At 38.0% G+C, this 17,063-nt stretch carries 14 protein-coding genes and 1 pseudogene; 10 read left to right on the plus strand and 5 right to left on the minus strand.

Features of this window, described 5'->3' with window-relative positions:
- Positions 1-120: 120 nt before the first annotated feature.
- The 5 genes and pseudogenes from RG959_RS10335 to RG959_RS10355 form a co-directional block, all read right to left on the minus strand.
- Positions 121-783, minus strand: coding sequence for a GntR family transcriptional regulator (locus RG959_RS10335; protein ID WP_342797045.1), 663 nt, complete (start codon positions 781-783; stop codon positions 121-123).
- A gap of 22 nt (positions 784-805) precedes the next feature.
- Positions 806-1,132 carry a GNAT family N-acetyltransferase gene (locus tag RG959_RS10340; protein ID WP_342797127.1) on the minus strand — a complete coding sequence of 109 codons (327 nt, stop codon included), beginning with the start codon at positions 1,130-1,132 and terminating at the stop codon, positions 806-808.
- Between the two features lie 228 nt (positions 1,133-1,360).
- A pseudogene (locus RG959_RS10345) lies at positions 1,361-2,803 on the minus strand (MBOAT family O-acyltransferase).
- 273 nt (positions 2,804-3,076) lie between these two features.
- Positions 3,077-3,424 carry a hypothetical protein gene (locus tag RG959_RS10350; protein ID WP_342797046.1) on the minus strand — a complete coding sequence of 116 codons (348 nt, stop codon included), beginning with the start codon at positions 3,422-3,424 and terminating at the stop codon, positions 3,077-3,079.
- Entirely contained in the window at positions 3,408-4,196 is a 789-nt protein-coding gene (locus RG959_RS10355) for a ParA family protein (RefSeq protein ID WP_315691739.1), read from the minus strand. The genes RG959_RS10350 and RG959_RS10355 overlap by 17 nt, the downstream gene beginning before the upstream one ends.
- Before the next feature lie 1,120 nt (positions 4,197-5,316).
- Between RG959_RS10355 and RG959_RS10360 the strand changes: the two genes are divergently transcribed.
- From RG959_RS10360 to RG959_RS10405, 10 genes are all read left to right on the plus strand, one after another.
- Entirely contained in the window at positions 5,317-5,601 is a 285-nt protein-coding gene (locus RG959_RS10360) for a helix-turn-helix domain-containing protein (protein ID WP_342797047.1), read from the plus strand.
- The gene (locus tag RG959_RS10365; RefSeq protein ID WP_342797048.1) at positions 5,580-5,750 is read left to right on the plus strand and encodes a hypothetical protein; all 171 of its coding nucleotides are present in this window, start codon (positions 5,580-5,582) and stop codon (positions 5,748-5,750) included. The genes RG959_RS10360 and RG959_RS10365 overlap by 22 nt, the downstream gene beginning before the upstream one ends.
- A 2,591-nt stretch (positions 5,751-8,341) precedes the next feature.
- A complete protein-coding gene (locus tag RG959_RS10370; protein WP_251272584.1) occupies positions 8,342-9,169 on the plus strand; it encodes a ParA family protein in 828 nt (275 codons plus the stop codon).
- The gene (locus RG959_RS10375; protein WP_315691734.1) at positions 9,162-9,524 is read left to right on the plus strand and encodes a DUF5388 domain-containing protein; all 363 of its coding nucleotides are present in this window, start codon (positions 9,162-9,164) and stop codon (positions 9,522-9,524) included. Before RG959_RS10370 ends, RG959_RS10375 begins: the two co-directional genes overlap by 8 nt.
- Positions 9,525-10,201: 677 nt before the next feature.
- Complete coding sequence (locus RG959_RS10380; protein ID WP_342797049.1) at positions 10,202-11,197, plus strand: transcriptional regulator; 996 nt, start codon at positions 10,202-10,204, stop codon at positions 11,195-11,197.
- A 1,554-nt stretch (positions 11,198-12,751) separates the two neighbouring features.
- Positions 12,752-13,765, plus strand: a complete 1,014-nt coding sequence (locus RG959_RS10385; RefSeq protein ID WP_342797050.1) for an SIS domain-containing protein — start codon at positions 12,752-12,754, stop codon at positions 13,763-13,765.
- A gap of 60 nt (positions 13,766-13,825) precedes the next feature.
- Entirely contained in the window at positions 13,826-14,620 is a 795-nt protein-coding gene (locus RG959_RS10390) for a substrate-binding periplasmic protein (protein ID WP_342797051.1), read from the plus strand.
- 89 nt (positions 14,621-14,709) lie between these two features.
- Positions 14,710-15,384, plus strand: coding sequence for an amino acid ABC transporter permease (locus RG959_RS10395; RefSeq protein WP_242234328.1), 675 nt, complete (start codon positions 14,710-14,712; stop codon positions 15,382-15,384).
- Entirely contained in the window at positions 15,362-16,129 is a 768-nt protein-coding gene (locus RG959_RS10400) for an amino acid ABC transporter ATP-binding protein (protein ID WP_342797052.1), read from the plus strand. Before RG959_RS10395 ends, RG959_RS10400 begins: the two co-directional genes overlap by 23 nt.
- A 47-nt stretch (positions 16,130-16,176) precedes the next feature.
- The gene (locus RG959_RS10405) at positions 16,177-17,013 is read left to right on the plus strand and encodes a PfkB family carbohydrate kinase (protein ID WP_342797053.1); all 837 of its coding nucleotides are present in this window, start codon (positions 16,177-16,179) and stop codon (positions 17,011-17,013) included.
- Positions 17,014-17,063 lie beyond the last annotated feature (50 nt).

Here is a 17,063-nt window from a genome sequence, read left to right on the forward strand (position 1 = left end):
TATAAAATGATCATATAAAATAACCTGTAACAACGCAAGCGTTTTATCTTTTAAAAATAAAAAAGCTGCGGCTTTTATGGCCGGCAGCTTACCAAACTAGACTTATTTTTGGCTTTCTGTTCATTCTGGCAGCACTTCTTTTAAATGATTCAGATCCAGCTTGAGGTGGCTGATCATTTCTTCCGCTGCTTTTTTTCCTTCTCTGTTCTGTATGTAGCCAAAAATTTTATGATGCTGTTCCAAAATGACCTCAGCCCTGTTTTCTCCTTCAAGATTTAAAATCCGAAAAAAGTGCGTAAGAGATTTTAAACCATCCAGCTGTTTCTGCAGGCGCTTATTTTGTGTGTATGCAATAATCAAATGATGGAACCGCTCATTTAATGTGACGACCACTTCCGCTGATCTTTCATTTTCAATGGCTTCGGCGGTCTCTTGAAGCACTTGGCGGATGGATTGAATTTCTTCCTCTGTTGCCATGCTTGTCATTCGTTCAACCGCAAATGATTCCAGAGCCATTCGGCAAAAATAAATTTCTTCTACGTCCTGAATCGTCGGTTCATACACTTTTACTCTTGATTTTTCATCTGTTACGACTAACCCTTCATTTTCCAGCATTCGGATGGCTTCCCGGATTGGGCTTTTGCTCACTCCAAATTCTTTGGCCAGCTGATTTTCGACAATTCGCTCACCCGGCTTGAATGTTCCCTCAAAAATCATTTTTTTAATTGAATGATAAAACTGTTCATAATACGGGATTGGCTTTTGAATTGAAAAATCGTTCATTTTCTCACTCGTTTCCTATTTGTTAGTAAAAGACCTTTTCCATCACCATGTATTTCTTCTGATCTCGTTGAAAACATTGCCCTGTCTCAACCAGGCCGAACTTCTGGTAAAACGGCGCTTTTTCTTTTCTTGCGTTGCACCATATTCTTTTTACGCCCCGCTTTTGTGCTTCATTTAAAAGAAAATGAAGCAGTTCGCTGCCATACCCTTTTCCCTGCTCTTCCTGGAGGGTCGCAAATTTACGAAACTGCATTTCAGCATCCTTTTCAAATGACGATACAACAGAGACGAGTTTATTACCGCTGTATAGGCCGTAGTGAAGACCTTTACCATCGTCTTTTAATTGAATATATTCGAGTTCCCGTTCAGGCTACATTACAACGTGCCTGATTTCCCATGCCTGCTCTTTTGAAATCGCCTGTATCTTCACATTCATACTCCCTGTTCATGACTTCGTTTCATTTATTATGACAATTCATCACATATGGGTCAATCACTGTTCGTTAAACAAATAGCGGGCGGGCACAGCCATGATTTTTTCTATCAAAAAAAGCTGCCATAGCGGCAGCTTTTCCTTTTAAAAGTTAGAGTACAGAAATTCTGATACATATTGTAATTGAAGAACCGAATAAATAACCAGGACAGCCAGATAAACAGCTGTCGGCCAATTTGGCTTAAATGCATCTTTCAGCTGAATAGAGTTTTTAGCAAAAACAGCAATCCCAAATGCAATGATAAGCAGAAGTGCTCCTTTTACGAAGCTATCCATAATCGTAAAATCATAATGTGGAAGGTTCAAGGTGTTAAACACTTTGTTCTGCAAATCATCTGGCAGGCTGAATCCGTTTAAACCGACCATACTTTTTAAAACCTGAAGAGCGACTTCCACCAATGGAGCACGGAAGAACACCCATGCCACATTGACAAATTGGAAAGTAATAAACCATGCCAGCAGTTTAGGAAGCTTAAAGCCTGCCCGATTCCACAATCGGTTGATCACATTTGCTACACCGTGCATAATACCCCAAATAATAAATGTCCACCCGGCTCCATGCCAAATTCCGCTGATAAAAAAGACAGCTAAAATGTTTAGATAGGTTCTGACAGCTCCTTTACGATTTCCTCCAAGCGGGATATAGATATAATTCGTTGAAAATCTGGAAAGTGTCATATGCCATCTTCTCCAGAAATCCTGAATACTGAGCGCTTTTTATGGGGAATTAAAGTTGACCGGCAGCACAATATTAAACAACAAAGCTGCCCCAATGGCCATATCAGAGTATCCGCTGAAATCAAAGTAAAGCTGGAATGTATAGGATAGCGATGTCACCCACGAATCCACAAATGTTAGGTTTTCCGGTTTGCTGTATCCGGCATTCGCCCATACAGCAAACGTATCTGCAATTCCTACTTTTTTAAACAGCCCGATTCCAAAGATAAAAAGACCGGTTGCAATATTGTTATAGTTTATTTTCCGATTTTCTTTATCTTCAAATTGAACCATTATATCATTATGCTGAACAATCGGTCCGGCAATCAGCTGCGGGAAAAAGGTAAGAAACAAGCCATAGTTTAATGGATTGTAGTCTTTTGTTTCTCCACGGTAGGAATCAACAAGATAAGGAATCTTTTGAAACGTGTAAAAGCTGATCGCCAGCGGAAGAACCAAATTTAAAATCACAAAATCAGTGCCAAAAACGGCATTTACATTTTCCACAAAGAAATCATGATATTTAAAGTAGCCCAGCAAACTAATATTAAACAAAATCCCAACTGTGAGCAGAATCTTTTTGCTCTTTTGATTATGCATTTTTCCCAGGTTGGTACCGATAATATAGTTAACTGTTAAAGAAAGCAAAAGCAGCGGCAGATAAATCGGATTCCACCAGCCGTAGAAAAATAAAAAAGCTAAAAACAACCAGGTTTTTGATAACGTGAAATTAATTTTGTTTAAAGCAAAGTAAACAATAAACACAACCGGAAGAAACATAAAAATAAATTCAAACGAATTAAAAATCAAGAAGCTTACTCTGTTAATAATGTTCTGTACAAATGCCCCCTACACTCTCTAAACCGTTCACAAACAACAATACTTTAACGAAAATGTACAAAAATATTTATTATTTTCTTTTATTCTTATAGAGCTAAATGCAAAAAAGCTGCTCTTAAGAACAAGCAGCAGATGCTGTCTTCTCTAAAAGCAGCTTTTCATTTTCGTATATAAGTTCCTTACTTTCATATACACATATACTCATATATTTATATACATATATATAAATATACATGTATACTTCTACTTTAGTACGCTTTTTAAAAAATTATTGATTAACTCAGACTTGGCTCCCTTCCCGTGTTCCTTCCCAAACTTGTCCAATTTCTTTGCCACATCTTCATCAATATAAGCACTGATCTGCCGCTTAAGAACAGGCTTGGGCTTTTTAGTAACAGAGTGGAGAATGTCCCCTACACTATTACTCAATGCATCTTGCTGTTTTGCTTCTCTTATCTGCTCTGTATTCTCCATGCTGTGGATCTCTTCCACCTTAGCTTCAGGCTGTTTTTCTCTCTCTGGCTGTACCCTTGCACCGGCTGTTGCGGCGACGGCTCCGAACCCTGCTAATCCTTTACCTTGCTTGCTCATTTTCTTTAATCTCCTTCCATAATTCAAAGTAGCTTTTCGCAATATCAGTGGACTTTTTTGCAAGTGTAGCTGGCACTTTTTCGTATGCTACACTGCTGGCAAATCGAATGCTTCTTGGAATATAGGAATCAAATAAATGAATCTGGCTTTCGGCGCAATATCTTCGTGTTTCCTGCATCACTTCCTGATGTAAAATCGTCTGGAAATTAACCATTGTTCCAACAACTCCAAGCACCCGCAGCTCAGGGTTAAACTGTTCTTTAAAATCATCAATGGTTCCCAATACTTTTACTAATGAACGCATGGAATAACTCTCCGGAGAAAATGGAATTAAAACGGAATCTGCAAAAGCAAATACATTTCCGACCATTAAAGAAAGAGACGGCGGCGTATCAATTAAAATATATTCATAGTCATCCCGCAAAGAGCTGCATGTTTTCTGCATAATCGAGAAAGGTGCGCGATACTTTTTGCTTTTGCCAATCACCTCAAAATCAAATCCAATTAAATCATCATTGGCTGGGAGGATATCTAAGTTTTCATAGACGTTTTGAACCGCTTTTTTTGGATCCAGCTGATTGATCAGCACATCATACAAGCTAACTTCAAACTCATCTGGATTTTTCCCAAACGACAAAGCCACATTGCTTTGATTGTCTGCATCAATGATTAACACTCGTTTTCCCTCGGCTGCCAAAACGCCGGCCAGGTTTGTTGCTGTCGTCGTCTTTAAAGACCCGCCTTTATTATTGTTGACAGCAATTACTCTCATTTTCTAACCACCCTTTCTCTCTGTTTAAGCTGATTCTTTTTATATAGAAACCCACTAATATATATTCTATTAGCGAGGCCTGCTCATTATTCATAGCAATAAACATTTCAACGTCAATAGCTGCTTGATGTTTAAAAGAGAGTCGTGATTCATATGAAAGTTAATCTAAGTGCCGTACAAAACTTAAGCTCCTTGTTGATGCCGTTTCCGTTTTTAATTCAAACTCTTTACCTCAGTTAATCCTTATATTGAATAGGTTATTTTATTAAAGAAGTATTTATTCTTAGTACATTTTTTAAAAATGAAGTACGTATCTTTTTTGATAGAGATATGGCAATGAATGCAGTATGACTGCTCATATTCATGTCAGTACTAATGTTAGTATTGATACTAGTACTAACATTGATATTGAAAAATTGTCCCTGTGGAAGTCAAGTTACATATTCAATCAGTAAAAATATTTATATGAGAAATAATACCCATTATGCTTTTACCTCTATTTCAGTTGAGCTATTATATGATTTGTTAGTGCTTTTATGGAAGATGAATTCCGTATTGGTTTTGTAACCCTATTATATAGAAAGAACTCATCAGGATGAGCCCGGACATTCACCCTAATATTTTCATTGCAGGGGATATAACCACCCCGTTTAATCTAATAACTTTTGACACATTATTGTACATGTTAAATGGATCGAATGATTATATGATTAAAAACAAACAGAAAATAAATGATGATATGAATACTCGTTTTACCGGTCTTGATCGTGTAAATATTTTATAAGAGAACGGAAGAACAAAGGGAAATGACGTGCAGTAACCGCACTGGTAGCAATATTGATTTACTACAGAATATTTTTCATTCATATACACATATATCAATATACAATAATACTTGTATATTGATATATGTGTATATATGTATATTCACTTTGTACCGAAAATAAGCTTAATGATAAGATTGCCCGCCTCCTCTTTTCAATATCTATGTTAGTACTAATATTAATATTTAAAACAATGATAATAGAAAACAAACCATGATTTCGGGAGAGCTGCTCTTAGCAATATGAAGCAAATAATTTCCCTCCACATTCGATATGATGGTTTTGAGGTGAGTGGAATGTATGATAGCGAGGTTACACAAAAAGCGATTGCTTTCGTCGAGAGAAACTTAACAGAGGATCTGCACTTGGGTTCTTTTCCAGCTGTAACGGGATACTCTAAATATCATTTGCTGCGTGTCTTTAAACAAGAAACAGGTAAGTCAATTGGTGAATATATTCGCATTCGCCGGCTCGCTATGGCTGCAACGCTATTATTGCATTCTGAGAAGCTCCTTATCACAATCGCTTTTTATTTCACTTTCAATCACAGGAAGCATTCATGCAGGCATTTAAAGAAATAGGTGTACAACTTGCCTCCAGGAAAGTATCGCAAATTAATGAAAAACTATGGATCGAAGAGGAGGAACAAGCGATGAGTATGACTGAATCCATTAAAGGCTGGTATTTAAGTGGTTCAAACCCCCACCCAAGCTATATGATATTTCTGTAGATACGAATGTTTTTCACACAGGAACTAAAGCCGGGCTGCTCGCCGCAAAAAGTGAAGCAAACGTACAGCAGTTTGGGACGATGACGCAAGGTTTTTAAGCCGGGCAATTTGTAGGGAAGCGTTTAAAATTGTCCTGTTATTTAAAAACAGAAAATGCTACCAAATGTGCAGCTTGGCTGCGGGTAGACAATGCAGACGATGACGACTACAATTTGATAATATGAACGATCGCTCAATTGAAGGGACAACTGACTGGAATCATTATTCTATCGTATTGGATATTCCTAAATAAAGCGCCTCGATTTTCTTTGGTGTTTTACTCATTGGAAAGGAAAAGTATGGACAGATGGGTTTTGTTTAGAGGAAGTAGACAAGAAAGTACCTGTAACCAATATGCTGGTCATTGAAAAACTCTTCAAGCAGCCAAGCAACTTGGATTTTAGCGAATAACAAACCTCCTTACTTTTTCTCACTGCTTCCTATTCGCTCTACGTTCATTACGTTCACCATATAATAGAAGAAACACGGTAAAAGATTGTTTCAAAAACAAACTATAGAGGAGATGAAGAGAGTCCGTTTTACTTGTTCTGTAAGTAAAAGAGGGGCTTTTTTTATATTCTATTGAAGGCTGCCCAATTGATTTAACTTTTGCTTGAGTGATATAAAAGACTGTAAGCTCTTCTCATTACGATAACTGAGGTATATTGAGTGGTGAGAGAGAAGGAACAATCCCCTTGCTTTAAAAATTTATCACTTCACTAAACATGGTCATGAACGGAGAGGCCTACCGAGGAAGAAATTAAACTTTTTTAGAACTGTGACCTGTATAAAATGTTTTGCTACAAGAGATAAATAGAGCAGGTGTGGCTATAATGTATACTTATAGATATATATACGTGTATACTTATTTACAGATATACTCATATACAAGAATACAAATATACTTGTATATTTGTAATTTGCTTAGCTTATGATTAAGATGAACCTTCTATATTACCTGCATAAAGAATGGTTCGTTTCACAAGCAGAAATTGATTTTCCTCTTAAGCGGATTTAAGATCCCTGCCAGCAGTTCACCTCTCTATACTGTTTTTCAGTTTTACTCCTTACTCTCCTCATGTTTCTTTTTCCCAATGAACAATTGTATATTTCTTAGCCTTTAACAAATGGCCCCATAAGGCGTATGATCGTCTTCTTTAGCCCGTTAGCTTTTTATATGAAAGGGAAGGGGAGCAAGCAGCCTGGTAACAAGCCCAGGAACATATAGAAAGACCCACATGAACGTGAGTTAAGCTGAATGTTGAAACATACTACCGCAATATCAAAGAAGCTAACTACGTAATCTTTTCTATTTATTTGCTGATAAAGCTCTTGGTTGTAAGAAAAGCAAAGCTCCTGCCCGTATTTACTTTCCTTTTAATCGTGTATATGAGTATATAAATAGATTAGTATACACATATATTTGTATATGTGTATACATATATACTTGCATATTCGCGAAGCTTCTATGGTCAGGCTATTATTTTTATTTTTTGTCTGCCTCTCTTTCTTAAATGCCTTACATTCATAAAGACTTTTTCCTGCTCAAAGAAATAAAGATATCTGGCAAGTGGAATTTACTGGTTCTCTACTATATTTTTCAATTTGGTTCTTGTATAAGAATGTCCGACGTGCGATATGAATGTTTAAACTGTTCTACTTGATCTTGCTTATTACTTCCTTAGTGATTCGCTTTTATCCCTTAAAGAAGGAAGCAGAAAGAACAAAAAGTAGAATTCAATGTATATTCGTATGTGTATATACATATATATTTGTATATCCATCTATGTGTATACCTATTTACTTTGCCCAAGGGAATAAGGGATTTCTTTTCTGATCTCCCCAAAAAAGTGATAATACAAGGCCATGCTTAAAGAAAAGGATTAATCCAGTTTTATTTAACAAGAGTAACTTAATCTATCTACAAATAAATATGTATATTCGTATACAAGTATATTTATATACTTGTATACGAAGTATTTCTAAGCTTACTATGAAGTTTGGCAAAGAGTTTTATTCCCGCTTCTCCTCTTAACAGTTCCAGATTAAAACTCTTGTATAAAGTATTTAACGCAGTAAGTAACTGGTTACGCCTTTCCTGCTCAGGCAGTTGTTTTTAACAATCGTTTTGGCAGCCAGCTTTCTTACAAAAACAGATCCAATCACTCAACTTAAACTCTTTTAACACGTATTTAAAGAGGGGGTAGACGATACCTCTCCATTACTTGTACACGAGTATGCTAACTTACTTAGATTTTAATGACATAGGAACATAAAAGTCAGACTAGCAGTCGTTTATGGTCACGGCTCAGAGGGGAACCTTACTCATTTCTTCATTCAAAAGTACGTATACAAGTAGATGGATATACGAGTATACATGTATTTTTGTATATAAATATATTTGTATATATGTATATTCGGCTTTTTTGCAGCCCACTTACTATAAAAAAACTCAATTATAACAAGACTTAGCAATAAAAAAGTGATATGATGATTTTAACTATAACAAATGTCTACATGTATATTGTAGATAAAAAGGGAGAGTGCCTACAATGTCGAGACCATGTACTGTCGTTACTTTTGGGAATTTTAAAGGTGGGACGGGCAAAACAACGAACAGCACGATGATTGCTTACACACTATCAAACATGGGATATAAAGTTTTACTCAGCGACCAGGATCCCCAAGCGAATGCAACGAGCCTTTATTTGCGTACAAAAGCGCTTATATCGGATGAAATTGTTTCTTTTGACAGGACTCTTATGACAGCTATTCAAGCAGAAGATTTATCTAGTATTGTGACAGAAGTAAAGGAAAATCTATATTTGCTGCCAAGCTTCAGTGACTTTGCCCTTTATCCAAAGTTTCTGGAAAAGAAATTCCCTAATAATTTAGACCGTGTACAATATTTTTCTACATTATTAGAACCATTAAAGAAAGATTTTGATTTTATCTTTATTGATGTACCGCCAACGATCTCGGATATTACGGATTCGGCTCTTTACGCTTCTGATTTCGTAGTAGTCGTTCTTCAAACCCAGGAGCGCAGCTTACAGGGTGCTGAAATGTTTACAAAATATCTTCAATCATTGATTGATGACTACGATGCACATATGGATATCCTAGGTATCCTGCCTGTTTTATTGAAAAACGGCGCGCCTGTGGATATTGCTACACTTGAAAACGCAAAAGAGATTTTTGGTGAGCACAATATTTTTGAAACGCTCGTAAAAAATATGGAACGCTTGAAACGCTACGATATTACCGGGATTTCAGATGAAGACATGCACGACAAAAAAGTCATGAAAAGCTATCGCGAAGTAACAGAAGAATTTCTTAAGCGCTGGGAACAAGAAGTAGGAGTGACTAATAATGTCTGATTTATTAAAGAAAAAACCCAATAAGCTCTTAAACAGAGGCAAGCAAATTACGCCTAACACGACTTTTTCTCTTGATAATGATAGTTTTAATAAACCTAGCATCGCTACAGACACAACGCCGCCGGAAAAGAAAGAAACGCAGACAAAAAGAGTGCAGCAGCCGGGAACGACAACCGTTCGGGTTAGTACGACAACAAAAGAAAAGCTGAATGGCCTTGTTACATTAGGGATTGCAGAAAGCGTCGACAGTCTATTGGAAATCTTAGTAGAAGAATATCAGTCGAACTACCTTACTAAAGAACAAAAGAAGCAGTATTCTTTAATACTCGACATCTATGCCAGCCGAAAAAAATAAAAGATACCCCCAGATAATTGGGGGTATCTTTTATTTTTTTCATCAAAATCGCCCAAAAAAGGCTCTTTTTTTATCCACAAGTGAATAAAAATAAAACGGTAGATTTATAGATGTGTGGATAAGTAGATTTATCTACTTATACTTTTGTAGACTTATCTACAATGTTAAAAGATGAGCAAAGTTATCCACAGTGGAAAACCCTATTGTACCAAGGGTTGAAGCGTCTTAATGTATACATGTATACATTTTTCAATCATTCTATTTTATATACATAGTTACTCATATACATGTATTTGCATATACATATCTACCATATTGCAAAACCGCCCAAAACCCTATTGCAGTGCGGGTTTTTATTGTTTACAATTTGAAATATCAACAGTTGTCCACAACCAAACAACAACATGGGCAGCAGAGAATCTACAAAAATGAAAACTAAAAAAATAAAAAGGCAAAAGCGTGTTGCAAAGATGCTACCAACATCTTTACAACCATTCACCGTGAACCACCCACGGTAAACACCTGCTTTTACCTTCTTGAATACCTCTATTTATATGTTTATTTTACGATAAATAGACGGTATTTTCAAGAGGTATCTTTCTGTTGCAGATCGACGGCGTGTTTACCGATAAACGGTAAATGCGCCTTTTTGTTTTCTGGAAACGGAGGCAAATAGCATGACTGCAAGTGTAGTAATTTCAGTGAGTGAATTTAAAGAGATGAACGATTATGTTCCGTTCGCTAAAACACATCAGGAACAGCAGGATATGAAGTTAACACTTTTAAAAATGGTTGAAGCCATCTACGGTGATCGGTATTACCGCTTAAAAGAAGGGACCAGAAAAGCGATCGATATGATGTGCTGGTTTGCAGCAGAGAAAGGCTTCTTTTTTGCCAGCGATGACTACTTGGCCGCTCGGTATGGCGTTACGGATAAAACAGTCCGCAATATTTCGAAAAAACTTCGGGATCATGGGGTGATTCAAACGATCTACCGGCGCTCCAGCACACAAAACGGTCTTAGTGCACCCATTCATTTATTCACAGCTCATCCTTATTTCGATCACTGGAAACAAGTTCTTCAACTGTCAGATTTCCAAGCTGATTTCCAAGCTGAAAAAGATGAAACCCCTTGTGAGAGTAAGGATGAACAGCCAAAAAAAGTTTCTACCAAGTATTTATCTTTTAATAAAAATCTTTTAAAGATCTTACGTAAGGAAAATCGTCTCGGTTACACCTTTACACCGAAAAACGTTCCACAAACATTTATCAAAGCTGTAAAACCGTTTTTTGATGAAGCAGCGGACATCTACCATTTGTGGGGCAAAGCTATACTTGCTTATAAGAAGTTTGATCTTTCTCAAGTGCTTGAGTCTTATGAGGAAATGGTGATTGAAGCATTTAAACAATCTGTATTCGCTCATAAGCAAAGAAAAATTAGAAAAGATTTTAATGGTTATTTCTATGGTACGCTCGTACGCATGTTTACATACAAAAAACGCGAAGAAACGTTCACCAGTCATCCAACGATTTTTAACTGGCTGGAAGAAGAGGAAGAAAGCACAATTCCTCCTAAGAAAGTCAGTAGACAAAGCTGGCAGGAACAAATTAATCAGTTAATGCAAAAAGAAGATCAGCGTATTCAATTTCATCCAGACGAAATTCCTTATTAACAGCAGAGTATAGAAATTAACTATTTGCTTTTATAATGGTTTCTTAACAGAGAAAATATGTTTGCATATGAAGTGGTTCGTGGCTGCATGTTTACGAGAAAAGCATATGGTTATTTACAGCTGCTCATTTTAATCGTGAAACGAGAGTAAAAGTGGCTGCTTTTCAATAGAATGCTGGCTTTTACAAGAAGTATAGAACGGTTTTGTGTCTGTAGTAGAGTAGTTCACGCTTGTTTTCTTTGGAGAAAACGAGGATATAGCCGTGTTTCATAAACAATGTAATAAGAAAGCGTCATTTTATTATGGCCTACTATGAAGCAGGTTTATTGAGGGTGCAAATAAGATAGGAACCCGTCATGTTTTTTGGATGAGAAAAATACAGTTTTTTAAATAGTTACTTTATTTAGAATACAATATTTTACTGTTATTTTTCAACTAAAAATTCTGCATTTATGTTTAAAATTTACTGACAAAAGCAGAAGGACGCGTCAGATCAGCTATTTTTTGAAACAAGCTGAACTTAGCCTGCTTAATAAAGAAATGATGATTCTTAAAATGCTCCCTTTGACTATAAGCATAGGGGAAAGTATTACGCAATAAGATATGGCGCGGACCTTATTTGTTGTACTTAAGTATAAAGTCAAAGCCAGGCTGTAGGTGCAGAGCGTCGTGTTTACCAGGTTCTTTATCCACAAAGAGTGAAGAAGATCCTTACTTAAGGCCGCACTGTAAAATGGGACAGTATACGCATGTAAGAAATCGTTCTGCTTCTTTTTTTATATTCAATAGCAAGAGAATAATTCCGTTTTCCAATAAAGTTTAAACAGTTTATTGGCGTATGGACATCATGGTGTGCTAATCGTGACAAATAGTTTTTGATTTTCTCTCGTTTAGAAAATATCTGATCGTCCGCTTTTTGTTCTTTCACTCGTTCGAGACGAGAGGAGATATAGAGGCGTTAGGCAGCATTCTATTTTTAAAAAAGAGACGATTACGATTCCATTCGTATAAGAAAGTTCCCGGATTAAATCTACATAATCAGAAAAGCAGAGCAGCTATGCTTGCATGCCAAGGATACAGGTACCAGCAGCAGGTCACTTTTCTATAGCAGCTCAAGAGTGATTCAGCCCTTTATCCAAACAGATCCGCCAGTTTTCTTTTCGCTAATATACAATGATACATATATACTCATTTACAAGTATTATTGTATATAAGTGTACGTGTATATATGTATATATGTATATATATGTATATATGTATATTGATATACATATATACACGATCTGTGCTACTTCCTTTTTCCTTTACACAAAAAAATATTGCAAAAAAGAAAGCGCTTTAATATAATGTGTTCAACACCAAGTCCTTTAAACAGTTTCTAGTTTTCAGAAATAACGTCAGTAAATCTGACAAATTCATTGTGCACGCTTATCGACCTCTGCATAATGAAGGTATTCCTTAAAAAAACGGAAGCAAAGAATTTCAAATGGGAATTGTGGTATATACCAAAATGGATTTTCTGGTATATACCAAAAAATAAAAGGAGTGGATAATATGTTGAATTTCAGTCAAGAAAGGTACTTAAAGGTTACGGAAGGAGCGCTTTCCTTAAGAAGCGAGATTGAGCAGGCTGCTGATGGGATTTCAAAAAAAGGTTTTAAAAACATTTTTCTTCTTGGATCAGGCGGATCCATTGCTATCATGTATCCTTTTGAATACATGCTCAACTCACTTTCAACGATTCCTTCTTATGCTGAAATTGCGTCAGAATTCATGCTTCAAAACCATAAACAGTTTACAAAAGAGTCGCTCGTTATTTTATCTTCTTTATCTGGTACAACAGAAGAAACTGTAGCCGCTGCGGAATATTGTAAACGGCATGGGGTAACCTCTATTGGGTTAGTCGGTGAAATGGGAACACCGCTTGCCGGCCTTGTGGATTATCCAATTGCCAACTATGCAGAAAACGATTTTGCTGCCGATTCAATTAATTTACAAATGTATATGCTTGTTTTTCGTCTTATTCATAATCATGGTGAATTTGAGCAGTATGAGACATTTATCGACCAGCTTCAAACCATTCCACAGCAGCTGATTAAAGTAAAAGAATTAACAGATCCTAAAGCAGCAGACTTTGCAGCTCGTTATAAAAATGAAGACTATCATATGCTCGTTGGATCGGGTACTGCCTGGGGCCGTACATATGCTTATGCGATGTGCGTGCTGGAGGAAATGCAGTGGATTCGCACAAAGTCCATTCATGCCGCTGAATTTTTCCATGGCACAATCGAATTAGTAGAAGAAGACTTAAGTATGATTCTCTTGAAATGTGAAGATGAAACACGCCCATTAATGGAGCGCGTGGAGCGGTTTGCGGAGAAATATACAAAGAAGTTGAGCATTTTTGATACAGCTGATTACCCGCTGGATGGAATCAGCCAGGAATTTAGAAAATATTTAGCTCCGCTCGTATTGGCCACCGCTTTGCAGCGAGTCAGCATTCATTTAGAAAAGCAAAGAGGGCATTCGTTAGAAACACGCCGCTATTATCGTACGGTAGCGTATTAAACACTTTCCCACTTTGGTCTATACCAAAGTGGGGGATATAAATGTAGAGGAGGATGGAAAATGAAAAAGGTACGTTTGGCTTCTTTACTATTGATGGTCGGGATACTCGCCGCCTGCGGAAATACGGAAGAAAAAGCAGAGCAAGCGTCAGCGAGCGGTGATACGCTGAAAGTCATTACAACAGCCGGTGGATATCCGTTTAATGCAACAAACCCAAGCACGAATGAGATAGAAGGATTTATGATTGACATTGCCAAGGAAGCAACAAAGCGGGCTGATATGGACATGGAAATTGTAACAGGTGAATGGAATTCACTCATTCCTTCTCTGCAATCAGGCAAAGCGGATGTGATTGTGGATGGCATGTATATTACCGATGAACGAAAAAAAGAAATTAACTTCACCGATCCGGTTTTTGGATTTGGAGAAGGGCTGATTGTTCAAGAAGGCGACAAAACCACTGCTTCTCTTGAAGACTTAAAAAATAAAACGATCGGCGTTCAAATGGGCACATCGTTTAAAGACATGCTGGAAGAACAAAGTCCTGAATTGAATCTCGAAGTTAAAACCTACCAAACATTGGCTGATTTGCTGAAAGATATTGAATCGAAACGTATTGATGCTGCTCTTGCCGATAAACCGGCTTTTACGTACATGAAAAGCCAAAATCCAAACATGACCTATCGCATTGTAGACGAGTATGTACCTTCTTTATCTGGTGAAATCGGACTTGGTGTGGCAAAAGAGAATACCGCTCTTGTTGAAAAGCTGAATACATCTATTGCAGAGATGAAAGAAGATGGAACGCTGACCTCCATCTATGAAAAATGGGGAGTAGAATGGGAGCAGCCGTAAGTATAGCAAAACGGGTATTGAGCAGGAAAATCCTTTCTGTCATCAGGAAGGGTTCTGCCTGCTGTAATCTATAAAAGGAGCGGATAGATATGCAGGAAATCTGGTCAAATATTGTTCTTTTTAGCCCCAGACTGCTTGAGGGCACCCTGATTACAATTCAGTTAACAGCCATCTCTTTAATTTTTTCCTTGATCATCGGACTTGCCGTTGCATTAGGTAAAATCACACATAACAAAACCATCAACCGAATTTGCAATTTCTATATTAGTATTGTCCGCGGCACACCTCTTCTTGTCCAACTGCTTTATGTGTACTTTGTTTTTCCGGATATCGGCATATCCTTAACTGCTTTTCAAGCGGCGATTGTCGCTCTTTCTATTAATGAAAGTGCGTATTTAGCTGAAACATTTCGAGCTGGCATCAAATCAATTCCAAAAGGACAGATGGAAGCTGCCCAGGCAATTGGGATGGACTACTCCCTGGCTATGCGCCGGATCATTCTGCCACAGGCCATTCGAAATGTGATTCCGGCGATTGGAAATTCGGCCATTGTGTTAATTAAAAACTCTTCTCTTGCTGCGGTTATCACAGTGACGGAACTGATGCATAATGGAAACCTGCTTGCTGCTTCTACGTATCAAAACATTCAAATCTTTACGATGGTCGCTATTGTGTACTGGGTTCTTCACTATCCATTGTCTTTGTTTGTGGATTATTTAGAAAAGAGAGGGGCGGCTCACCATGTTACAAGTAACCAACATTAATAAATCTTTTCATGGCAAAGAAGTGATTAAAGGCATTGATCTCTCTATTCAAAAAGGAGAGGTCGTCGTGATTATTGGGCCGAGCGGAAGCGGAAAAAGTACGTTTTTGCGTATGATGAATGCGCTGGAATTTCCGACAGAAGGAGACGTATTGCTTGAAGGCGAATCGATTCTGTATCGAACCGTTGGAAACAAAAAAGTACCAAGAAAAGAAAAAGAGCTGAGCAAATTTCGGGCAGAAGTAGGCATGGTATTTCAAGGATTTCATTTGTTTGCTCATAAAACCGTATTAGAAAATATCATTGAAGGGCCTATGCGCGTACGCAAAGTCAACAAAGAAACGGCTATTTTAGAAGCGGAGCGTCTTTTACAAAAAGTAGGGCTTGCGGATAAACGCGATCAATACCCCCATGCTCTTTCGGGCGGCCAGCAGCAGCGTATTGCCATCGCGAGGGCCCTTGCCATGAAACCGAAAATCCTTCTTTTTGATGAGCCAACTTCCGCTTTGGACCCTGAATTGGTCGGCGAAGTGCTGCTGGTAATGAAAGAACTGGCGAATGAAGGAATGACCATGGCCGTTGTGACACATGAAATGGGCTTTGCACGAGAAGTGGGCGACCGGATTATTTTTATCGACCAGGGCGTCATCGTACAGGATGAACCGGCCCATCATTTTTTCCATATCAATAACAACAATGACCGGATTAAGCGATTTTTAAATACCATTTCCAGAAATGTTGTGTAACATTTTATAGCTGTTTAAATGAATGATTAAAAAATGAGGTGCTGAACATGAAAATTATTGGAGTGGGCGATAACGTTGTCGATTATTACAAAGACCGTGAGGAAATTTTCCCTGGAGGCAATGCAGTGAATGTAGCTGTGCTGGCCAAGAGATACGGAGCCGGCGCTGCTTCCTATATGGGGATTGTCGGAAATGACCGCTCCGCGGCACATTTACTGGAGAGCTTAACAGCAGAAAACATTGATATCTCGACCGTCCGGCAGGTATGTGGACCAAATGGCGAATCCGTCATTGCCTTAACAGAAGAGCTGGACCGGGTATTTGTTGGATCGAATAAGGGAGGCGTTCAGTCATCGGTCAGACTGAATTTTAATGAACAGGATCTTGCCTACATCGCGCAGCATGATATTCTGCATAGCAGTATGTACAGTCATACAGAAACTGATATTGCTTTACTATCCCGGCACATTCCGGTCTCGTTTGATTTTTCATTTAAATATGAAGAAGACTACCTGGAGCTTCTCTGCCCGCATGTAACTTACGCGTTTTTTTCGGGGAGTGAGCTGACAGAAGAAGAAGGCATTCGTCTGCTTCACCGGGCAAACGAGTTAGGCGCAGCTGTTTGTGTTATGACAAGAGGAGAAAAAGGAGCGATCGCTTTGGCAGATGGAAAGCTGTACAAGCAGGGAATCGTCCCGGCAGCTGTCGTCGATACACTCGGAGCAGGCGATTCTTTTATTGCTATGACATTGGTTGACTATTACGAGAAGCGGGATATGGCCTCTGCTTTACAAAAAGCCGCTCAAGCTGCAGCCGCTACTTGTGAATTCTATGGCGCTTTCGGATATGGCGTTCCTAAAAAAGAAGCAGAAAACATTTTATAAAAGTACACATGCTGTGAGTAGAATGCAAAGCCGTGCTTTCGTGGAAGGAG

Origin of the sequence: Domibacillus sp. 8LH (assembly GCF_038806185.1) — a bacterium.
GTDB lineage: Bacteria > Bacillota > Bacilli > Bacillales > Domibacillaceae > Domibacillus > Domibacillus indicus_A.

Excerpts from the sequence above, each read along its gene's own strand:
- RG959_RS10380 (WP_342797049.1), top strand. The coding sequence starts at position 10,202 with ATGACTGCAAGTGTAGTAATTTCAGTGAGTGAATTTAAAGAGATGAAC.
- RG959_RS10355 (WP_315691739.1), bottom strand. The coding sequence starts at position 4,196 with ATGAGAGTAATTGCTGTCAACAATAATAAAGGCGGGTCTTTAAAGACG.
- RG959_RS10365 (WP_342797048.1), top strand. The coding sequence starts at position 5,580 with ATGCAGGCATTTAAAGAAATAGGTGTACAACTTGCCTCCAGGAAAGTA.
- RG959_RS10390 (WP_342797051.1), top strand. The coding sequence starts at position 13,826 with ATGAAAAAGGTACGTTTGGCTTCTTTACTATTGATGGTCGGGATACTC.
- RG959_RS10335 (WP_342797045.1), bottom strand. The coding sequence starts at position 783 with ATGAACGATTTTTCAATTCAAAAGCCAATCCCGTATTATGAACAGTTT.
- RG959_RS10375 (WP_315691734.1), top strand. The coding sequence starts at position 9,162 with ATGTCTGATTTATTAAAGAAAAAACCCAATAAGCTCTTAAACAGAGGC.
- RG959_RS10405 (WP_342797053.1), top strand. The coding sequence starts at position 16,177 with ATGAAAATTATTGGAGTGGGCGATAACGTTGTCGATTATTACAAAGAC.
- RG959_RS10400 (WP_342797052.1), top strand. The coding sequence starts at position 15,362 with ATGTTACAAGTAACCAACATTAATAAATCTTTTCATGGCAAAGAAGTG.
- RG959_RS10350 (WP_342797046.1), bottom strand. The coding sequence starts at position 3,424 with ATGAGCAAGCAAGGTAAAGGATTAGCAGGGTTCGGAGCCGTCGCCGCA.
- RG959_RS10385 (WP_342797050.1), top strand. The coding sequence starts at position 12,752 with ATGTTGAATTTCAGTCAAGAAAGGTACTTAAAGGTTACGGAAGGAGCG.
- RG959_RS10360 (WP_342797047.1), top strand. The coding sequence starts at position 5,317 with ATGTATGATAGCGAGGTTACACAAAAAGCGATTGCTTTCGTCGAGAGA.
- RG959_RS10370 (WP_251272584.1), top strand. The coding sequence starts at position 8,342 with ATGTCGAGACCATGTACTGTCGTTACTTTTGGGAATTTTAAAGGTGGG.
- RG959_RS10395 (WP_242234328.1), top strand. The coding sequence starts at position 14,710 with ATGCAGGAAATCTGGTCAAATATTGTTCTTTTTAGCCCCAGACTGCTT.